This is a genomic window from Peptoniphilus rhinitidis 1-13 (assembly GCF_000246925.1).
GTDB classification, from domain to species: Bacteria; Bacillota; Clostridia; order Tissierellales; family Peptoniphilaceae; genus Peptoniphilus_A; species Peptoniphilus_A lacydonensis.
In genome coordinates this window covers 18,920-37,061 of sequence record NZ_BAEW01000001.1, presented here as the reverse complement: position 1 = coordinate 37,061, position 18,142 = coordinate 18,920, and the positions used below count along the sequence as shown (strand labels likewise).

The 18,142-nt window shown below is 29.1% G+C and carries 13 protein-coding genes; 3 read left to right on the top strand and 10 right to left on the bottom strand.

All coding sequences use genetic code 11. From position 1 onward, the window contains the following. Window positions 1-37 precede the first annotated feature (37 nt). Window positions 38-2,281: a DUF3160 domain-containing protein gene (locus RH95_RS00175; protein ID WP_010242078.1), complete on the bottom strand. Its 2,244-nt coding sequence runs from the start codon at window positions 2,279-2,281 to the stop codon at window positions 38-40. Then, window positions 2,272-2,814, bottom strand: coding sequence for a hypothetical protein (locus tag RH95_RS00170; RefSeq protein ID WP_010242074.1), 543 nt, complete (start codon window positions 2,812-2,814; stop codon window positions 2,272-2,274). The genes RH95_RS00175 and RH95_RS00170 overlap by 10 nt, the downstream gene beginning before the upstream one ends. A 154-nt stretch (window positions 2,815-2,968) precedes the next feature. Here RH95_RS00170 and RH95_RS00165 point away from each other — a divergent pair, with 154 nt between their 5' ends. Further along, window positions 2,969-3,541, top strand: a complete 573-nt coding sequence (locus RH95_RS00165; RefSeq protein ID WP_010242070.1) for a xanthine phosphoribosyltransferase — start codon at window positions 2,969-2,971, stop codon at window positions 3,539-3,541. 51 nt (window positions 3,542-3,592) lie between these two features. On the opposite strand, the gene RH95_RS00160 is transcribed toward RH95_RS00165, so the two are convergent. The 5 genes from RH95_RS00160 to RH95_RS00140 are packed head-to-tail and all read right to left on the bottom strand — an operon-like array spanning window position 3,593 to window position 9,370. Further along, entirely contained in the window at window positions 3,593-4,714 is a 1,122-nt protein-coding gene (locus tag RH95_RS00160; RefSeq protein ID WP_010242068.1) for a toxic anion resistance protein, read from the bottom strand. Between the two features lie 2 nt (window positions 4,715-4,716). Beyond that, window positions 4,717-5,850: a 5-bromo-4-chloroindolyl phosphate hydrolysis family protein gene (locus tag RH95_RS00155; protein ID WP_010242067.1), complete on the bottom strand. Its 1,134-nt coding sequence runs from the start codon at window positions 5,848-5,850 to the stop codon at window positions 4,717-4,719. 8 nt (window positions 5,851-5,858) lie between these two features. Then, window positions 5,859-6,692: a DegV family protein gene (locus RH95_RS00150; protein WP_010242064.1), complete on the bottom strand. Its 834-nt coding sequence runs from the start codon at window positions 6,690-6,692 to the stop codon at window positions 5,859-5,861. 4 nt (window positions 6,693-6,696) lie between these two features. After that, the gene (gene glmM / locus RH95_RS00145) at window positions 6,697-8,043 is read right to left on the bottom strand and encodes a phosphoglucosamine mutase (protein ID WP_010242061.1); all 1,347 of its coding nucleotides are present in this window, start codon (window positions 8,041-8,043) and stop codon (window positions 6,697-6,699) included. A gap of 4 nt (window positions 8,044-8,047) precedes the next feature. Continuing rightward, entirely contained in the window at window positions 8,048-9,370 is a 1,323-nt protein-coding gene (locus tag RH95_RS00140) for a CCA tRNA nucleotidyltransferase (protein WP_010242059.1), read from the bottom strand. 100 nt (window positions 9,371-9,470) lie between these two features. Here RH95_RS00140 and RH95_RS00135 point away from each other — a divergent pair, with 100 nt between their 5' ends. Then, window positions 9,471-9,977, top strand: a complete 507-nt coding sequence (locus RH95_RS00135) for a hypothetical protein (protein WP_010242057.1) — start codon at window positions 9,471-9,473, stop codon at window positions 9,975-9,977. 11 nt (window positions 9,978-9,988) lie between these two features. Then, the gene (locus tag RH95_RS00130) at window positions 9,989-10,927 is read left to right on the top strand and encodes a copper amine oxidase N-terminal domain-containing protein (protein ID WP_010242054.1); all 939 of its coding nucleotides are present in this window, start codon (window positions 9,989-9,991) and stop codon (window positions 10,925-10,927) included. A 50-nt stretch (window positions 10,928-10,977) separates the two neighbouring features. On the opposite strand, the gene RH95_RS00125 is transcribed toward RH95_RS00130, so the two are convergent. The 3 genes from RH95_RS00125 to RH95_RS00115 form a co-directional block, all read right to left on the bottom strand. Next, entirely contained in the window at window positions 10,978-15,255 is a 4,278-nt protein-coding gene (locus RH95_RS00125) for a 2-hydroxyacyl-CoA dehydratase (RefSeq protein WP_010242052.1), read from the bottom strand. A gap of 318 nt (window positions 15,256-15,573) precedes the next feature. After that, complete coding sequence (gene fdxA, locus RH95_RS00120) at window positions 15,574-15,744, bottom strand: 4Fe-4S ferredoxin (RefSeq protein WP_010242051.1); 171 nt, start codon at window positions 15,742-15,744, stop codon at window positions 15,574-15,576. Window positions 15,745-16,010: 266 nt separating this feature from the next. Beyond that, on the bottom strand, window positions 16,011-18,077 hold the full coding sequence (locus tag RH95_RS00115) for a heavy metal translocating P-type ATPase (RefSeq protein ID WP_010242048.1): 2,067 nt from the start codon (window positions 18,075-18,077) through the stop codon (window positions 16,011-16,013). Window positions 18,078-18,142: the final 65 nt, after the last annotated feature.

The following is an 18,142-nucleotide window of genomic DNA, read 5'->3' as shown; positions in this document are numbered from 1 at the left end:
AAATTTTACAATAAAAAGAGGGACTTACCCTCTTTAACTATTCTTTATACATCTCTTCCTCATAATCTAAATCATTCACAGAATATTCTATTTCTTCTTTTTCTTCAGTCACAATATCCTTGTACCACTTTGGAAAATCAGTTTCTTCATCATAAATCATTTTTTGCCACTCTTCATCAGTTAGCCTTTCCTTATTTAAAAATTCATAATAAGAAAAAGTTGCCCCTCTGCCCATATAAAGTTTTCCCTCGTGAGGATAGATGACAAAAATTTCCATTGGCTTTCCTGTTCCTATATGAGAAATTTCTCCTTCTGGAAGTCCTACATTATTTTTTACAACTCTCATAAGATCAACTACAACTGGCATTCTCCTATCTGTTGAATTTTCTATTTCATACCAATTAGAAATCTCAAATTCATCAGTTGACTCTACAAAATCCACCATAAGTCTTTCCATTTCTCCACCAATATAAAATAAATCTAAAATTTCATCTTCTGTAAGAGGTTCATTTTGAAGTTCTTTTATAGAAATATCTCTTAACTTCACAACCATGTTTTGAAAATTATTTATCTTTTCTTCGTACTTTTCATTTAACATCTCACGATTTTTTAAATTCACTTTTGTAAATTCAAGTAGCCAGTTTAACTTTTCATAAAGTTCAACATTAGGTTCAACATAAGATTTTGGAATTTCTCTATTTTCATCTCCACCCATTTCTGCCACAATTGCCTTACCATAAAGAAGCGTATCGTGTTTTAATTCTGCAAAAGAACCTAGCGCAGATACTAAGTCCTTTTTCTCCCAAGCATCATTACGCATAAACATTGGATATCCCTTGTCAAATTCTTGATTATAGGACTCTAACATCCACAACCATCCTCTATACATATTCTTTTGCCAATCTAAATCATTCATTTTTTTCACATAAGAAATATTTTCTTCTGTTCTTTCTTCATACTTATCCCAGTGAGAATTATAAGGATCTTCCTTTTGAATTTCTCTAGCTTTTTCGTTGCCAAAAGCAGTCATAAGGTCAAGCCCTGTATAAATTGGTCTATCTGATGGCTTTGATTCACTTGAAATATCAATAACATTTTGCAAAAGGACATTATCCATCACAGCTCTTTGTGGCATAAATCTAAATGACTTTCCAAGAAAACCTGCAATCTTTGGATCAGGATATCCCTTCAAAACTTCATAAGCCATATTCAAATTTTCTTTTTCGTCTAATTTATTTATGTCTACATCTTTACCATAAATTCCATAAAGTGTTCTTGCATATTCTCTAATTGAAAGATCATCAGCATTTTCGACTAAAAAATCAATTGGTTCGACTAAATCTTCCCAAGTTCTTAAAATTTCTGGATTCTTATAAACAGAATGTGTAAGCATTAAACTTTGCAAAATTGCTTCTTCATTTACTTCGCCATCTTTTTCAATAAAAAGTCCAAGTTGACCCAAGTACATTGTCCCCTTAAAATATTTTTTTAAATTTTCATCTCTAGTGTAGTGACCTCGCGGAATTAATTGTGAATAATCAAGTTCTTTGTTACTTATAACACTTTCAGAAATATTTTTATTCTCTACATTTTTTAATTCCTCTTCTACTAAAGTTCTCGCTTTTTCAGGAATATTTTCAGGTTCTTCTCCAAGTAGTTTAAGGTCCGTAGCTACAAGAGCAATATTTTTTAACTCTATCGCTTTCAATTTTTCATTATTAATTTCATTATAAAGTTTTATATTTTCTGCAAGTAAATTTTTATTTAACTCAATTGCCTTTGGATAAAGTTCTTCTTTTTCCAAATTTCTCAAAAATCCATCGTAAAAAATATGAAAAATGTGAGTTACAGAATCTGTCGTAACAAAATTAGGTATATATTTATACTCATTGTCCTCGTAAATTTGGTGAATTTGATCAAATCGATAATCCCATCCATCATCACTATAAATAACATATTCTGAATTTCTTGGCTTTGTAATTACAAAGAAATTTTTCCTTAACATTTCTTTTTGCCTATCTGTAAAATCTCCAAAATTATTAATATTTTCCACATTTGAAAAATCGTCTGCAACTTTATAATCAGAAACCTTTGGTGAAAATTCAGAAACTTTATAATCAATATAAGTTGTTTTATTCTCCATCTCATCTAAAAATTTCGTGTCTTGTAGTTCAATTTTTGCAGTATCTTTCTCCAATTCTTTTTTTTCACTTTTATTACAAGATGTTAAAATTAAAAGCGTTAAAATAGAAAAAATTATAAGTTTTTTATTTACTTCCATTTTATTTCATCTCCTTCTAAAAATAATTCATATCTTTTACCAGCAATCTCAATTTGTTTTTCTTTATCCAAGAACTTAGGCTTATTTTTTAAATTTTTACTTCCATAATTTCTTTCAAATGAAAAATTTGACCAATCATAAACTCCAAATAAATAATTTCCATCTATATTTTTTTCAATGGCAATTATCTCGTCAAAAGTATCGCCGTCAATATCACAAAGATTAAAATCTTCTATTGGATTATAAAGTCTTGATATCCTAAACTTTGGCTTAAGTATCTTGTTTTTTAAATCTATATTGTATAGAAAACATCTTTTTGCATACTCTTGGTGGAATGGAGTCTTTTTATAAACACCAATAGCTAACTCTTTTTCACCTCCATCAACATTACAAAAATCAATTTTCCAAGGTTTAATATCTTTTACATCAATAAAAAATTCTTCGCCATCATTATTTATTTTTAATTCACTTCCATACCTGCCATCAATAGAAATAATTTCAGCAGAAATATTTTCTACACTTGAACTGTCCAAAACTTTCTCTCCTGTGCATGATGTCAAAAAAATAAGTAAAAATATTATGTACTTCATATCTTTATTATAACATAGTAAAATTTTGTTTTATGAATAATATTCTTCAACTTGATTAGTTTTTGTAAATATCTTAAAATAAATTACGAGGTGTAAAATGAAATTATTAGAAGATAGAATTATTAAGGATGGAAGAATTTTAGATGGAAATATTGTAAAAGTAGATTCTTTTTTAAATCACCAATTAGACATAGAACTTTTAGATAAACTTGCTGAAGAGATGGCAATTCATTTTAAAGATAAAAAAATAAATAAAATACTTACAATTGAAGCAAGTGGAATTGCTCTTGCAACTGTTGCTTCAAAACACTTTGACAATGCAAAAGTTGTATTTTGTAAAAAACAAAAAACCCTAAACATTGGAGATGATATCTACGAATCAAAAGTAGAATCTTTTACAACAAAGAAAAATTATACTATCACAGTTTCAAAAAGATTTTTATCAGAAGAAGATAATATTCTTATAATTGATGACTTTCTTGCAGAAGGAAATGCACTAAAGGGTTTAATTGACGTTGCAAATCAATCAGGATCAAAAATCTCAGGAATATCTGTTGCAATAGAAAAAGGCTTCCAAGATGGTGGCAAAATTATTAGAGATATGGGTTACGACCTTCTTTCTCTTGCAATTATAGATTCAATATCAGATGGAGAAATAAAATTTGGATAAAATAAAAATAAGCCGAGAACTTTTATATTCTCGACCTTTTTCATTAAAATTTTATTTATTAGCAATTTCAACTAATGAAGATTTTAAATTTTCTTCAATTTTTCTAAGTTCAATTGATGCTTCTTCACGTTTTTTGTGCCCATCTATTTGAATTTCTCTAACTTCATTTAGAGCAGATATAAGTTGTTCATTCGTATGTTTTATTGTATCAATATCAACTATTCCCCTCTCAGAAAGTTTTGCAGTATCAACAGTAGTTTGCTTTAATGTTTCTGCATTTTTTCTAAGAAGTTTGTTTGTCAAATCTGTTACTTCCTTTGTAGTTCTTGCCGCCTCTTTTGAATGATTTGCTCCAAGTGCAATCACCATTTGAGATTTCCAAAGTGGAATAGTGTTTACAATTGTTGACTGAATTTTTTCAACCATTACAGTATCTGAAGATTGTACCATTCTTATTTGTGGTGCCATTTGAATTGAAATCATTCTAGTTAAGTCTAAATCGTGCAACTTCTTTTCAAATCTATTTATCATATTCACATAATCATTGGCACGCTGTGCATCAATTGGTAAATTTGTTTCTCCTGCCTTTTCTTGCAATCTTGGAAGTTCCACATTTGTTGCTTCTTCTAACTTTTTTTTGCCCGCTAAAATATACATACTGAGTTCTTTGTAATAAGATTCATTTAATTCATACATCTGATCAAGCATAGCAATATCTTTCATAAGAGTCACTTGATGATCTTCCAAAGTTTTTATTATATTATTTACATTTTTTTCTGCACTGTCATATTTTGTCTTTACAGAAGTCATACTATTAAACTGTTTTTTAAAAAATCCAACAAGCTTTTTGTCTTCTTCATCAATATCAAAACTCTTTAACTCATTTACAACTCCAGAAAGTAAATCTCCAACTTCACCAAGATCTTTTGTCTTTACTGTTTCAAGAGTTCTTTCTGAAAAATTAGATATCTTTCTTTGTGCTCCAACGCCATACTGAAGTATAATATTAGAATTTGTTATGTCAATAGATTTTGCAAAATCATCAACTTGTTTTTCTTCTTCTGGTGTCAACTTGACTTTATCATCATTAATGACCTCATAAACTTCTTTTGAATCTTTATCTTTTAAATCATCAAAATCATCTGTAAGAGATAATTTTATTTCTCTATCCATTTTTATCCCCCAATTTTAAATTCATCTTCATCTAAAAGTCCTTCTTGTCTTAACATTGATTTTAACACACTCATATCACTTGATATATCCATAATTTTTTCTTCATAAAGATTGTCTAAAATTTTTAGAAAAGCATCATTTACAGTATCCATTGTATTTTCTATTTCTAATAAAGAAGACTTAACAGACTCTGTCGGTTTTTCACTTATTTTTATATAAGAGTTTGCAAGTTTTACTGTTGTTGGCAAATAATAATTTATAGCTTTACTTAAGTCTTTTGCAGTGTTTGGATTTTCCCTTAGAAGTTCAAAAATCTTTCCAACTATTTGTAAAAGTTCTTTTATCTTCTCTTCCATTGGACCAGAAACTTTAGTTGCAATTTCTGTAAGCTCTGTAACTTCTTTTTTTACTTTCTCTGCAAGTTCATCAGCAAGCTCTATATTGTTTTTATCTTCAATTTCTTGATATCTTTCCTTTGGATCTTTTAACATTTCTTCTTTATAAAGTTTATAAGTCTTTGAATCTAAAATGAAAAGTTCTCCATTTTCAACAATCCTTGCTTGTCTATAATAATCTTTGTCAATCATATTTAAAAGATCTGATATTGTAAAATCAATTGGCTTTGCAGCTATGGCAGCAAGATCTGCAACGGGAATCACAGTATTATTTCCAATTTCACGATTGTATTTTCTAAATCTAATAATCTGATCCTTGCTTTTTTTTATTCTATAATTTCCATAAAAAGAAACAATAAGTGCAGGAATTATCCAAAAAATTAAAGCTGGTAAATCTTCTCTTATTGAACCATAAGTATCAAACATATCCATTAGAAACCAAAAAAGAGCAATAAGATGACATACTATAGAGGTTTTAGCAAGAGATCCTAAGTGCTTAACTCTCTTTACAGTTTTTGGATTTTGGTTTATTATTCTATCGTCATTTTGCACACTATAAGGAAGATTGTGTTGAACTTTATTTTTATTTACAAATCTTTTAATTGAATCCTTTGTGACATTTATAGCATTATCAATACTCTCTCCAATAATATCTCCAATTTCTTTAAAATTTTCTTCTCTAAAGGCGTCATCTATTTTTTCATCAAATTTATCTTCAATTTTTCTATTACCTTTACTCATACTTCACCTCAAAAAGCTATTACAATACCTCCTATATCTGCATAACCAGAAGAAAGACCATTAGTATGCCTTATATGAACTTTAACATCGTCATATAATTCTTCTATTTTTTCCTTTAAATTTTCAGCACGCTCTTTATTCTTCACATAAGAAATTGTCACAAGATTAGATGCACCAACTTTGCACTCTGTTTCAATTGCTTTAATCATTTTATCTAGAGATTTTTTTACTCCACGATTTATTTCAAATAATTCTATCTCTCCATTATTTGAAATCATAATAGGCCTTATATTTAAAACATTTGCAATGAGTCCTGCTGTCTTTTTAATTCTCCCATTCTTAATAAGGTTTTTCATACTTTCTAGTACAAACATAGTTGTTTCATTTTCAACTTCTCTATCTATTAAAGATACAGTTTTTTCAAAGTCATTATCCTTTACAAAATTTAACAATTTTAAAACAATTCGAGTATGTCCAGCGGAAGCTGATTTAGAATCTATTACATGAATTTTTATATCGTCATATTTTTCTCTTGCCTCTTTCTCGGCTATTTTAGCAGAATTATAAGATCCTGAAAGTTTTCCAGAAATTGTCACAATATAAATATCTTTATCTATACTTTTTTCTATAATATTTAAATAATCAAAAGGTCCAGGACAAGCTGTTTTTATTGGCTTTTCTGTCTTTTCCATATTAATTAAATACTCACTTAAATTTAAACTTTCATCATCAATATAATCTTTATCATCAATAGATATTTTAAAGGGCACATATTCAATCCCCAAATCCTTTATCTCTTCTTTTGTTAGATCACAACTTGTGTCTGATATTATTTTATACATTCAATTATACTCCCAGTTTGTCTTCGATAACTTCTACTAATTTTTCTGCATCTTCAATTAGCTTTTCCTTATTTTCACCTTCAATCATGACACGCACAAGTGCTTCCGTACCAGAAGGTCTTATTACAACTCTACCACTTCCATTATAATTGTCATCAACATTTTTTATTGCATCTACAATTTCAGAAAATTCATTATATTTATTTTTGAGATCATCTCGAACTTTTGCATTTCTTAAAACTTGAGGGTAATCTCTCATAAGTTCATTAAGTTGTGAAAGTTTATTTCCACTTTTTTTCATTATTTCCAAAAGATGTATGCCAGTTGCAAGTCCATCTCCCGTAGTGTTGTAGTCAAGGAAAATAACATGACCAGATTGCTCTGCGCCAATTACATAATTATTTTGTAGCATATTTTCTAGTATATATCTATCTCCAACTTTTGTTTCCACAAAATCTACATCAATACTTTCCAAATATTTTTTAAGTCCCATATTAGACATTACAGTTCCAACAACTGCATTATTTTTTAATTTATTATCTCTCTTTAAATATGTGGAACAAATTGCTAAAATGTGATCTCCATCAACTATATTTCCTTTCTCGTCTACTGCAATAATCCTGTCAGCATCACCATCAAAACTCATTCCAATATCTGACTTTTCACTTTTTACGAGTTCTTCAATTAAATTAGGATTAGTTGAGCCACAATTGTCATTAATATTTTTCCCATTGGGCTTGTCATTTATTATCTTAACTTCTGCACCATAAGATTCTAAAACTTCTTTAGCAATATGTGACTGAGCACCGTTCCCTGCATCAACAGCAATTTTCAATCCATCAAATTTTTCTTCTGACAAAGTTTTTAGATAATCTACATATTTTTTTGTAAATTGGGAAGATCTATTAATTTTACCTATATCTTCCCCAGTCACATCTTTATAAATCTTCGTGCCTGAAAGAACTTTTTCTTCTATATCATCCTCAACAGAATCATCTAGCTTTAAACCATCACTTGAGAAAAATTTAATCCCATTGTATTCAAAAGGATTGTGTGATGCAGAAATAGAAACTCCACACAAGTAATCTCCAGTTCTTGTAAGATAAGCAACTCCTGGAGTTGGAATAACGCCAGCAATATCAACATCTAGACCAATACTCATAAATCCAGCTACAAGAGCTGATTCAATTAAATCACCTGATAGTCTTGTATCTCTTCCCACTAAAACTTTTCCACTTTTATTTTTTGCAAGCACAAAGGCTGCAGCTCTTCCAATATCATAGCATAAATTTGGAGTTAGCTTTTTATTTGCAATCCCACGAACTCCATCAGTTCCAAATAATCTTGTCATTATATCACCTGTAATTATTTTCTATATATTTCATTAAGTATTCTCTATTGTTTTTACTCGGATCATCAAGAACTAAACCCTCTAAATCAGATAAAATTTCTCCAATAATCCGTCCTTCTTTAAATCCCATTGACTTTATAATGTTTCCATCAATATCCAAAAACTTTTTAGTTTTCATCTCTTTTTCTTCTAATAATTTTTTTACCCTATTTTTTCTATTTATAATAAAAGACGCATCTCGATCTGTTCTTGTACATTTACAATCTGCAATCAAAAGATCGTAGAGGTCCTCTACATTTTCTCTACCAACTCTTTTTATCTGTCTTCGCAAAGCTTTATCGGACATTTCGCTGTGTACCTTCATATGATCTAAAATTAAAATTCTAACTTTATCAATTATTTTATTAGAAACTCTATATCTTTTTAATATTTCAGCAACTACATCTGCTCCTAAAATTTCATGACCATAAAAATGTCCTCTGCCATCATCCCCAATAGTAAGAGTATCAACTTTTGATATGTCATGAAAAAGTGCAGCCAGCCTAAGTGTTAAATCAGGCTTTACTTCATCCATTACGCATAAAAGATGATCAAATAAAGTTTTATCGTGAAAAGGGCTAAACTGATTGAACCCAACTGTTCTTTTAAGTTCTGGAAAAATCACATCTAATACCCCAGTTTCTTCCATAATTAAAAGATAACTTGATGGTCTGTCAGATGTAATCATTTTAGAAAATTCTTCAAAAATTCTTTCAGGAGAAATTTTTTTCAAAAGTTCTCTTTCAGTACTAATTGCATCAAAAAGTTCTTCGTCAATGTAAAAATCCAGCCTTCCAGCAAAACGTATTGCCCTCATTATCCTTATTGCATCTTCACGAATCCTTTTTATAGGATCTCCCACTGCTCTTATAGTTTTTTTCCTTAAATCATCTTTACCACCAAAGGGATCATAAACTTTTCCACTTTCATCAATTGCCATAGCATTAATAGTGAAATCTCTTCTCTTTAAATCCTCAGTGAGATTGTCAGAAAATATTACACTTTCTGGTTTTCTAAAATTTAAATATTTTCCATCTATTCTAAAAGTTGTAATTTCATAAAGTTTTTTATTTATTAAAACGCCAACTGTACCATATTTTTCCCCAATTAAAATATTTTTAAAATCTCTAAAAACTTCTTTTATTTCCTCAGGTTTTGCTGAAGTTGTTATATCGTAATCCTCAGGTTCTACCCCAATAAATTTATCTCTTACACATCCTCCAACTATATATGCTTCAAATCCCTTTTCTTTTAATTTTTTCAAAATAAATAGTACATCTTTTGGCATTCTATCACCCTTCTTATTATATCATATTGAATTTAATTTAAAATTATATAATTCTCATTTAAGTTATTTATGATATAATTAACTAAAAATGGAGGTAATTATGAAAAAAAATTTTATTATTTTAATATCTTTATTTTTAGTGCTAGGTCTTGTTGGCTGTGGCAATAAAAATTCTAAAAATCAGAAGACAGAAGACACAAAAGTTTCTACAACAAATAAAAAAGAAAAAGACACAATGACCACTTCTAATTTTGACAAGGAAGAACTTGACGAATTAATTAAAAATTCTGATTATATATCAAGAATCAGAATTCAAACTTCCACTGCTGAAGGAATGAACACATCTTTTCTAATAGATTATAAAGGTGACCTTTCAAAAATTGTAATTGATATCCCAAAAACTTTAAGTCCAAATAGTGAATATATAATTTTTTATAGAGATGATGAAAATGGAGAAGTTACTCCAACTACTAGAGATGGATCTTTTATAGAAATACAAGGAGATAAGGACAGCAACCTAGCCTATGTAGAAAAGGTTTTTAATTTAAATACTCACAATAATTTAGATGGTGACAGTATTCTTAAAGAAAATAATAAAGATAAATAATGGAGGTAATTATGAGAAAATTTAAATCAATTTTATTTTCGCTAATTTTATTAGCTTTTTTAAGCACAAACGTATTCGCAAACAAAACGCCTACAATCGAATATAATGGAAAAATTATAAAATCAGATGTATCACCCTTTATTGAAAACGACAGGACTCTTGTTCCGATAAGGTTCATATCCGAAACTTTGGGATACAAAGTTTTATGGGATAATGACTCTAGAAAAGTTACTATTTCTGGAAATGATGTAAATATCGAATTAAAAATAGATTCAAAAAATGCAAAAGTTAATGAAAAAGAAGTAGAACTTGATGCTCCAGCTTTGATTAAAAATGAGAGAACTTTCGTCCCTCTAAGATTTGTTGCAGAAAATTTAAAAGCCGATGTTAAGTGGGACAAGGATAACTTTAAAGTAATAATAAATAATCTTTCTTCCAACTTAAATTTAAATGTTGAAGAAGAAAAATATGTACAAGATGTTAAAATTTTGCAAAACAGTTTAAATAAGTCCATGTCAAATTTAAAAACTAGCTTTTTTGAAAATGCATCCAATCTTTCTGACGATGAATTAAATGCTTCTTACGAAAAAGCAAATGCTGAAATTAATTCAACAGTAGATAAAATTAAAAATTTAAATGTACCTCAAAAATTTAAAAGTTCTCACGAATATACTTTAAAAGCAAGTGAAAAAGCTTTAGAAGTTTTACCAGAATTTAAAGAAACTATTATGTATAAAGATGAAGAAGCTGCAAAAAAACTTATAAAAGATTTAACTGATTTTCAAGTCCAAATTGAAGAAGCAAAAGATTCCTTTGAATGTGCAATGAATGGTAAAGACTATAAAGCACAAAAAGACATAGCAGTTTACAATGATGAAAAAAAGAAACAAGACAAAACAGAAAATTTAATGCAAGATGAAACTTTGAAAAATATCTTCAAAAGAATTTAATTTTATAATAATTTACACATAAAAAATCCCCTCTAAGTGAGGGGGATTTTTTAATTTTTTACACTTGCAGCTTTCTTTAAATATCCTTTTTCGTACTTACTATTTCCTTCTTCCATATTCTTCCTTGCTTGTGAAAGCATAAGCTTTATTCTATTAAATTGGTTTACCTCTGATGCCGATGCATCATAATCAATTGGAATTATATTTGCTTTTTCATAAGAGTTTCTAAGTGCTTTTATAACTCCCTTTCCTGTAATATGATTTGGAAGACATCCAAAAGGCTGTACACAGATAATATTTTCTACGCCTGACTCAATTAATTCAACCATTTCACCAGTTAATAGCCAACCTTCTCCATATTGATTTCCAAGATCTACATACTTCTTTGCATAATCTATTATCTCTTCAATTTTTTCTGGTGCGTCAAATCTTGTTGGTTCAAGTGCTTCTCTTATATATTTTCTATAAGATTCAACATAATAAATTCCCATTTCACATATAAATGCAGTAAGTTTTGATTTTGAAAGTTCTTCAGACTTTGCTCTTGCATTTTTAAATGAATACATCATAAAGTCAGTGAAATCAGGAATTACAACTTCTGCACCTTCTTTTTCAAGAAGATCTGCCACATAATTATTTGCTGCAGGGTCATACTTAACTAAAATTTCTCCAACTATTCCAACTTTCGGTTTCTTTTCATTAGTTATTTCAAGTCTATTAAATTCAGAAACCATTTTATTTACATTGTCTATAAATGATTTCTTGCTATAATTTAAATTTTCTGAAGTAACTATGTCAATCCATCTATCTCGCAGTATATTTGAAGATCCTTTTATAACTTCATAAGGTCTTGTAGCTTGTGTAAGTTTCATAATTAAATCTGCATAGAGCATGCCTTGTACCATTTTCTTGCCCATTCTCGCAAGTTGTTTTTTTTCAAATTCAAATCCACTATGTTTTTCAATTTGTTGGAAGGAAAGTCCTATAACTGGAACATGACCATAACCAGCATCCTTTAAAGCTTTTCTAATAAATCCCACATAATTTGAAGCTCTACAAGCTCCTCCAGTTTGACTCATTAAAAGTGCCAAGTGGTCAGTGTCATATTCTCCAGATTTTACAGCATCTATAAATTGACCTACAACAAATATCGAAGGATAACAAGCATCATTATTTACATATTTTAGTCCTTCATTTACAACTTTATGCCCAGAATCCTTTAATACTTCTACATTTATTCCTTCTTGCCTCATTATTGGCTCAAAAACACTAAAATGAAGTGGTGCCATCTGTGGCATAAGAATAGTATAATTTTCTTTCATTTCCTTAGTAAACATTACTGGATCATCATCTAGTAATCCTTCTAATTCTGCATCAATTTTTTCAAATTCTCTTTTTTCTGCTGCTTCGATTAAAGATCTTATTCTAATTTTTACTGAACCTAAATTTGAAACCTCATCAATTTTTAAAACAGTATATATTTTATTATATGCTTCTAAAATATGTTGCACTTGATCTGTCGTTACGGCATCTATACCACAACCAAAGGAATTTAATTGAACAAGTTCCAAATTCTCATGTTCTCCAACAAATTTTGCTGCTCTATAGAGTCTTGAATGATAATTCCATTGGTCTAAAACTCTAAGTCTTGAATCAATCTCTACATTTCTTGCAATTGCATCCTCTGAAATAACTGCAAGTCCTAGACTATTTATAAGTTCAGGTATTCCATGATTTATTTCTGGATCTATGTGATATGGTCTACCAGACAAAACTATTGCCCTTTGGTTCTTATTCTTTACTTCTTCTAAAATTCTATTCCCTTCATTTAAAACATCAAGTCTATATCTATCTTGTTCTTCATAAGCCCTTCTAACTGCTTTTTTTACTTCATTTGATGGAATAAAATCAAATACATTAGATAATCTTTTTTCCAGTTTTTTTCTATTATCAAAGGAAATAAAAGGATTCATAAATTTTACTTTTCCATCTATTATGTCATCCACATTATTTTTTATAACTTCAGAATATCCTGCCACTACGGGACAATTTAGAGTATTGTCTGCATTTTTAAATTGCTTTTCTTCATAAAAAACCGCAGGATAAAATATAAAGTCAATTCCCTTTTCTATTAAGTCTTCTATATGTCCATGAGTAATTTTTGCAGGATAACAAGCTGTTTCACTTGTAATTGTTTCAATTCCCTTTTCATAAACCTCTCTTGATGATTTCCCAGAAAGTACAACAGAGTATCCAAGTTCTGTTAAAAAGGTATGCCAGAAAGGATAGTTTTCATAAATATTTAGAACTCTTGGTATGCCAACTACTCCACGCTTAGCTTCTTTCTCTGGAAGAGATTTATAATCAAATACTCTTTCATATTTGTAGCGATACATATTTGAGAGCTCATCTTCTTTACTCTTTACGTGTCCTGCTCCCTTTTCACATCTATTTCCTGTGATATATCTCTTTCCATTTGGAAACACATTTACAGATAGTGCACAATTATTTGTGCATTGTCTACAATTTGTTGAGATTGATTTATACTCAAAGTTTTCTAACTCTTTTTCAGATATTATACTTGACTTGCCACTTGATTTTTCTTTAGCTATAAGTGCCATTCCAAGTGCTCCCATTAGCCCTGCAATGTCTGGTCTTGTAACTTCAACATCTGTTAAATTTTCAAAAGCCCTTAAAACTGCATCTGATAAAAAAGTTCCTCCTTGCACAACTATATGATTTCCAAGTTCCTTAGGATCTCTTACCTTTATTACCTTTTGAATTGCATTTCTAATTACAGAATATGCAAGTCCTGCAGATATATCTGGAACAGATGCTCCTTCTTTTTGTGCTTGTTTCACATTTGAATTCATAAAAACTGTACAACGAGAACCCAAGTCAACAGGCGCTCTAGATTTTGTAGCTTCATTTGCAAATTCTTTTGCACTCATATTAACTGAACGAGCAAAGGTTTCAAGAAAAGATCCACATCCTGCTGAACAAGCTTCATTTAATAAAATAGACTCAATTACTCCATCCCTTATTTTCATGGATTTCATATCCTGTCCGCCAATATCTAAAATAAAATCAACTTCAGGATCGAAATATTTAGCAGCAGTAAAATGAGCTATGGTTTCAACTTCTCCAAAATCTAAATTAAGAGCAGCCTTTAAAAATTCTTCTCCATACCCTGTTGTGCCACAACCTGCAAAATAAGATTTTGAATTTTTCTCTTTATAAATTTCTTTTAAATTTTCAATTGCAATATCTAGAGGATTTCCTTTATTTGATCCATAAAAACTATATAGAATTTCATTTTTATCAGTAATTGCAACAAGTTTTGACGTAGTAGAGCCTGAATCAATCCCAAGATAAATTGGTCCTTCATAATCTTTTAAATCAACTTTTTTAAGTGATTTTGTTTTATGTTTTTCTCTAAAAAAATTAACTTCTTCATCACTTTTAAAAAGAGGAGGCATCACATCATTTTCTTTTATATTTATATCTTTCTTTGCATTTACTCTTTTAAATAATTCCACAAAAGAAATAGGTTTAGAATCAAAACTTGAAAGTGCAGCTCCAAGTGCAACAAAAATTTGTGAATTTTCTGGAGCAATTATCTCATCTTCACCTAAGTCTAGTGTTTCAACAAATCTTTCTTTGAGCATTGGCAAAAAGTGTAGGGGTCCTCCTAGAAATGCAACCTTACCTCTTATAGGTCTTCCACATGCAAGATTTGAAATTGTCTGATTTACAACTGATTGAAACACAGAAACAGCAATATCTGATTTGCTGGCACCTTGATTTATTAGAGCTTGTACATCTGTCTTTGCAAACACTCCGCATCTAGATGCAATAGGATAAAGTTTTTCATATCCCTTTGCCATTTCATTTAATCCTGAAGCATCTGTTTGTAAAAGAGAAGCCATTTGATCAATAAAAGCTCCTGTCCCTCCAGCACAAATACTATTCATTCTCTGTTCAACAGACCCTCTTAAATATGTTATCTTAGAATCTTCTCCTCCAAGTTCAATTGCCACATCAGTTTGAGGTATGAAGCATGATATTGCTTCTCTTCCTGCAACAACTTCTTGAATAAAATCTATATCTAAAAATTGGTGAACAGAGAGTCCACCGCTTCCTGTTACATTTACTGTAACTGTATCATATTTAAAATCATCATAAACTTCATTTATAACATCTCTTACAGTTTTTCTTACATCAGAAAAATGTCTTCTATAAGTTTGATACAAAATATTTAATTTTTCATCTAAGATTACAAGTTTTACCGTAGTAGAACCTACATCTAATCCCATATGAATTAGCATACTTTTCTTTCCCCTTTCAAAAATAAAAGCCTACTGTATGTTTTAAATTAAAAAATAAAAAATTATTTAAAAGTTAAATATCTAATAAAATTAAATTTATTCTTAGTTAATTTATCTTGTCGTGGAAGTTAATTATCACACTTCACAACTATTTATTCAATACCTTTTTAAATTTATATTTGATTTTTATTAAATAGCTCTTAACTTTTTCTTAACATTTGCATTATCATTATAAACTATTTTTATGTTCTTATTATGATAAGAATAAAAATTGGCATAAAAAAAAGATAGGCCCATACCTATCTTCTTCTAAACTAATTAGTCTTCTGGATTTGGAGCTCCAACTGGGCAAACAGCTGAACAGCTACCGCAATCTATACATTGATCTTGATCAATTTCATAGATATCTCCTTCAGAAATACAGCCAACTGGACATTCAGGTTGACATGCACCACAAGCGATGCAAGAATCGTTAATTACATATGCCATTTTATTTACCTCCATAAAAATATACCAAAATTTATGAATTTTTATATTCATATCTTCTTTTGTTATATTAACATAATAATTTTAATTTTTCAATAATTATTATAATTTTTTTATGATAAAATTTTTATAACTTTAGTTTAAATAAACTAATACTTGTATTTTTACACACTTTTTCAATGTTTTTTATATTATAAATCTAATAAAATCACTAAAAATCTCTGTATACTATTTATTAAAAGTAATAAATCGCAGTTTTTTACTGTGCTTTATTTGCTTCTAAATACCCTAAGAGAATTCAATATACATATTAAGGCAACACCTACATCAGCAAAGACTGCAAGAGGCATTGAAACATAACCTATTGCACCAAGGACAAGAACTAAAACTTTTACACCCAAAGCTATAAAAATATTTTGATATGCAATTTTTTTTACTCTCTTTGCAATATCAATTGCTGTAACTACAGAGGAAATTTCATTTCTTAATAACACAATATCTGAAGATTCAATTGCAATATCAGATCCACTTGCCATGCTTATACCTAGATAGGCACTTGCAAGTGAAGGTGCATCATTTGTTCCATCACCAACAAAAGCAAGTTTCTTATCCTCTTCTATTTTTTTTATTTCTTTTACCTTGTCTTCTGGAAGGAGTGAACCCTTAAAATAATCTATGCCAGCTTCTTTTGCAACTTCCGCAACTACATTTTCTTTGTCACCGGAAAACATATAAGTTTTAATATTTCTATTGTGAAGATCAGCTATACTATCTTTTACTCCCTCTTTTATTTCATCTTTTAATTTAATTATACCTAAAATTTCTTTTTCATTTGTATTTGCAACAAAAACATCGATACAATTTGAATTGGACTTCCTATCCAATTTCAAATTAAAATCATCCATTAATTTCTTATTTCCAACTAAATAATTTACCCCATCAATATCAAATTCAATTCCTTTTCCACCTATATTATTAAGATGCATAGGAATTTTTTTTGTTTTATGACTTCTCGCAATAGCTTTCCCTAGTGGATGAGTAGAGTACATCTCTCCAGCAGATGCAATTTCTAAAATTTTATTTTTGTCCTCTTTTATTGCTTCAACTTCTGCAATAGAAAACTCACCCTTAGTCACTGTTCCTGTTTTATCAAAAGCAATTGAATCAATATCTGTAAGTGCCTCAATAGAATTTCCACCCTTTACAAATATAGATTTTTTGGAAAGAGAACCAATTCCTGCAAATATTGTCAGTGGAACTGAAATAGCAAGAGCACATGGACAAGATATTACTAAAAATATAGACGCTCTATAAATTGCATTCTTAAAAGTAAAATCTTTTAAAAAAATCAAAACTATAAATAAAACAACTGCAAGTAAAATTACAATTGGTGTATAAATTTTAGCAAAACGAGTGATAAATTTTTCAACTTTTGCTTTATTGGTGCTAGCGTCTTTAACCATATCAATTATATTTGCAATAGTTCCTTCTTTATATTCTTTTGTGACTTCAACTTCAAGAGAAGAATCTAAATTTACAAATCCAGAAGTTATTTCATCTCCAACTTCTAGAGAAATTGGAGCAAATTCTCCAGAAATATTTGATGTGTCCACATTTGATACCCCTTTTATAATTTTTCCATCTAAAGGTACTTTTTCTCCTGGTTTAATAATTATCCTTTCTCCAACAGAAACATTTATTGGATCAACTTTAATAATCTCCCCATCCTTTAATAAATTGGCAAAATCGGGCTTTAATTTTAAAGCTTCCTCAATAGACTTTTTTGAAGAATCTACTGCTTTGTCTTGAATAATTTCTCCAACAGTATAAAATAGCATCACAGCAACAGCTTCTTTATATTCACCAGATACAATGGCTGCAATTGAAGCAATTGTCATAAGAAATCTTTCATCCATAAAATTTCTCTTTATAATTTTGGTAACAGAAGATTTTACAACATCAAATCCAATTATTATGTATAAAACAATATAAAAAACAAAAGTATATTTCTCACTTATATTTACAAAGTTTAAAATTATTAGAGTTATAAGAACAAAAATAGATTTATATATAGAATAATCTTCTTCCTCTTCTTCATGTTCATCTAGTTCTTTTTTGTCTTCTATCACAATGACTCCCGGTTCAATGGAATCTACAACTTTTTGTATTTCTTTTTTTAACTCATCTAAATTTCTATCAGATTCAAAAACTAGCTCATCATTAAAAAAATTATATCTCAAATTTTTTAAATAATTTTTTTCAGACAAATTTTTTTCAATTTTTGAAGCACAATTTGCACAATTTAGTCCCTTCAAATGAAAAGTATATTTATTCATAAAACACCTTGCTTCCTATTTAGTTTAATTGTTGTTCATGTATTCATTATACATCGTTTGTTTTC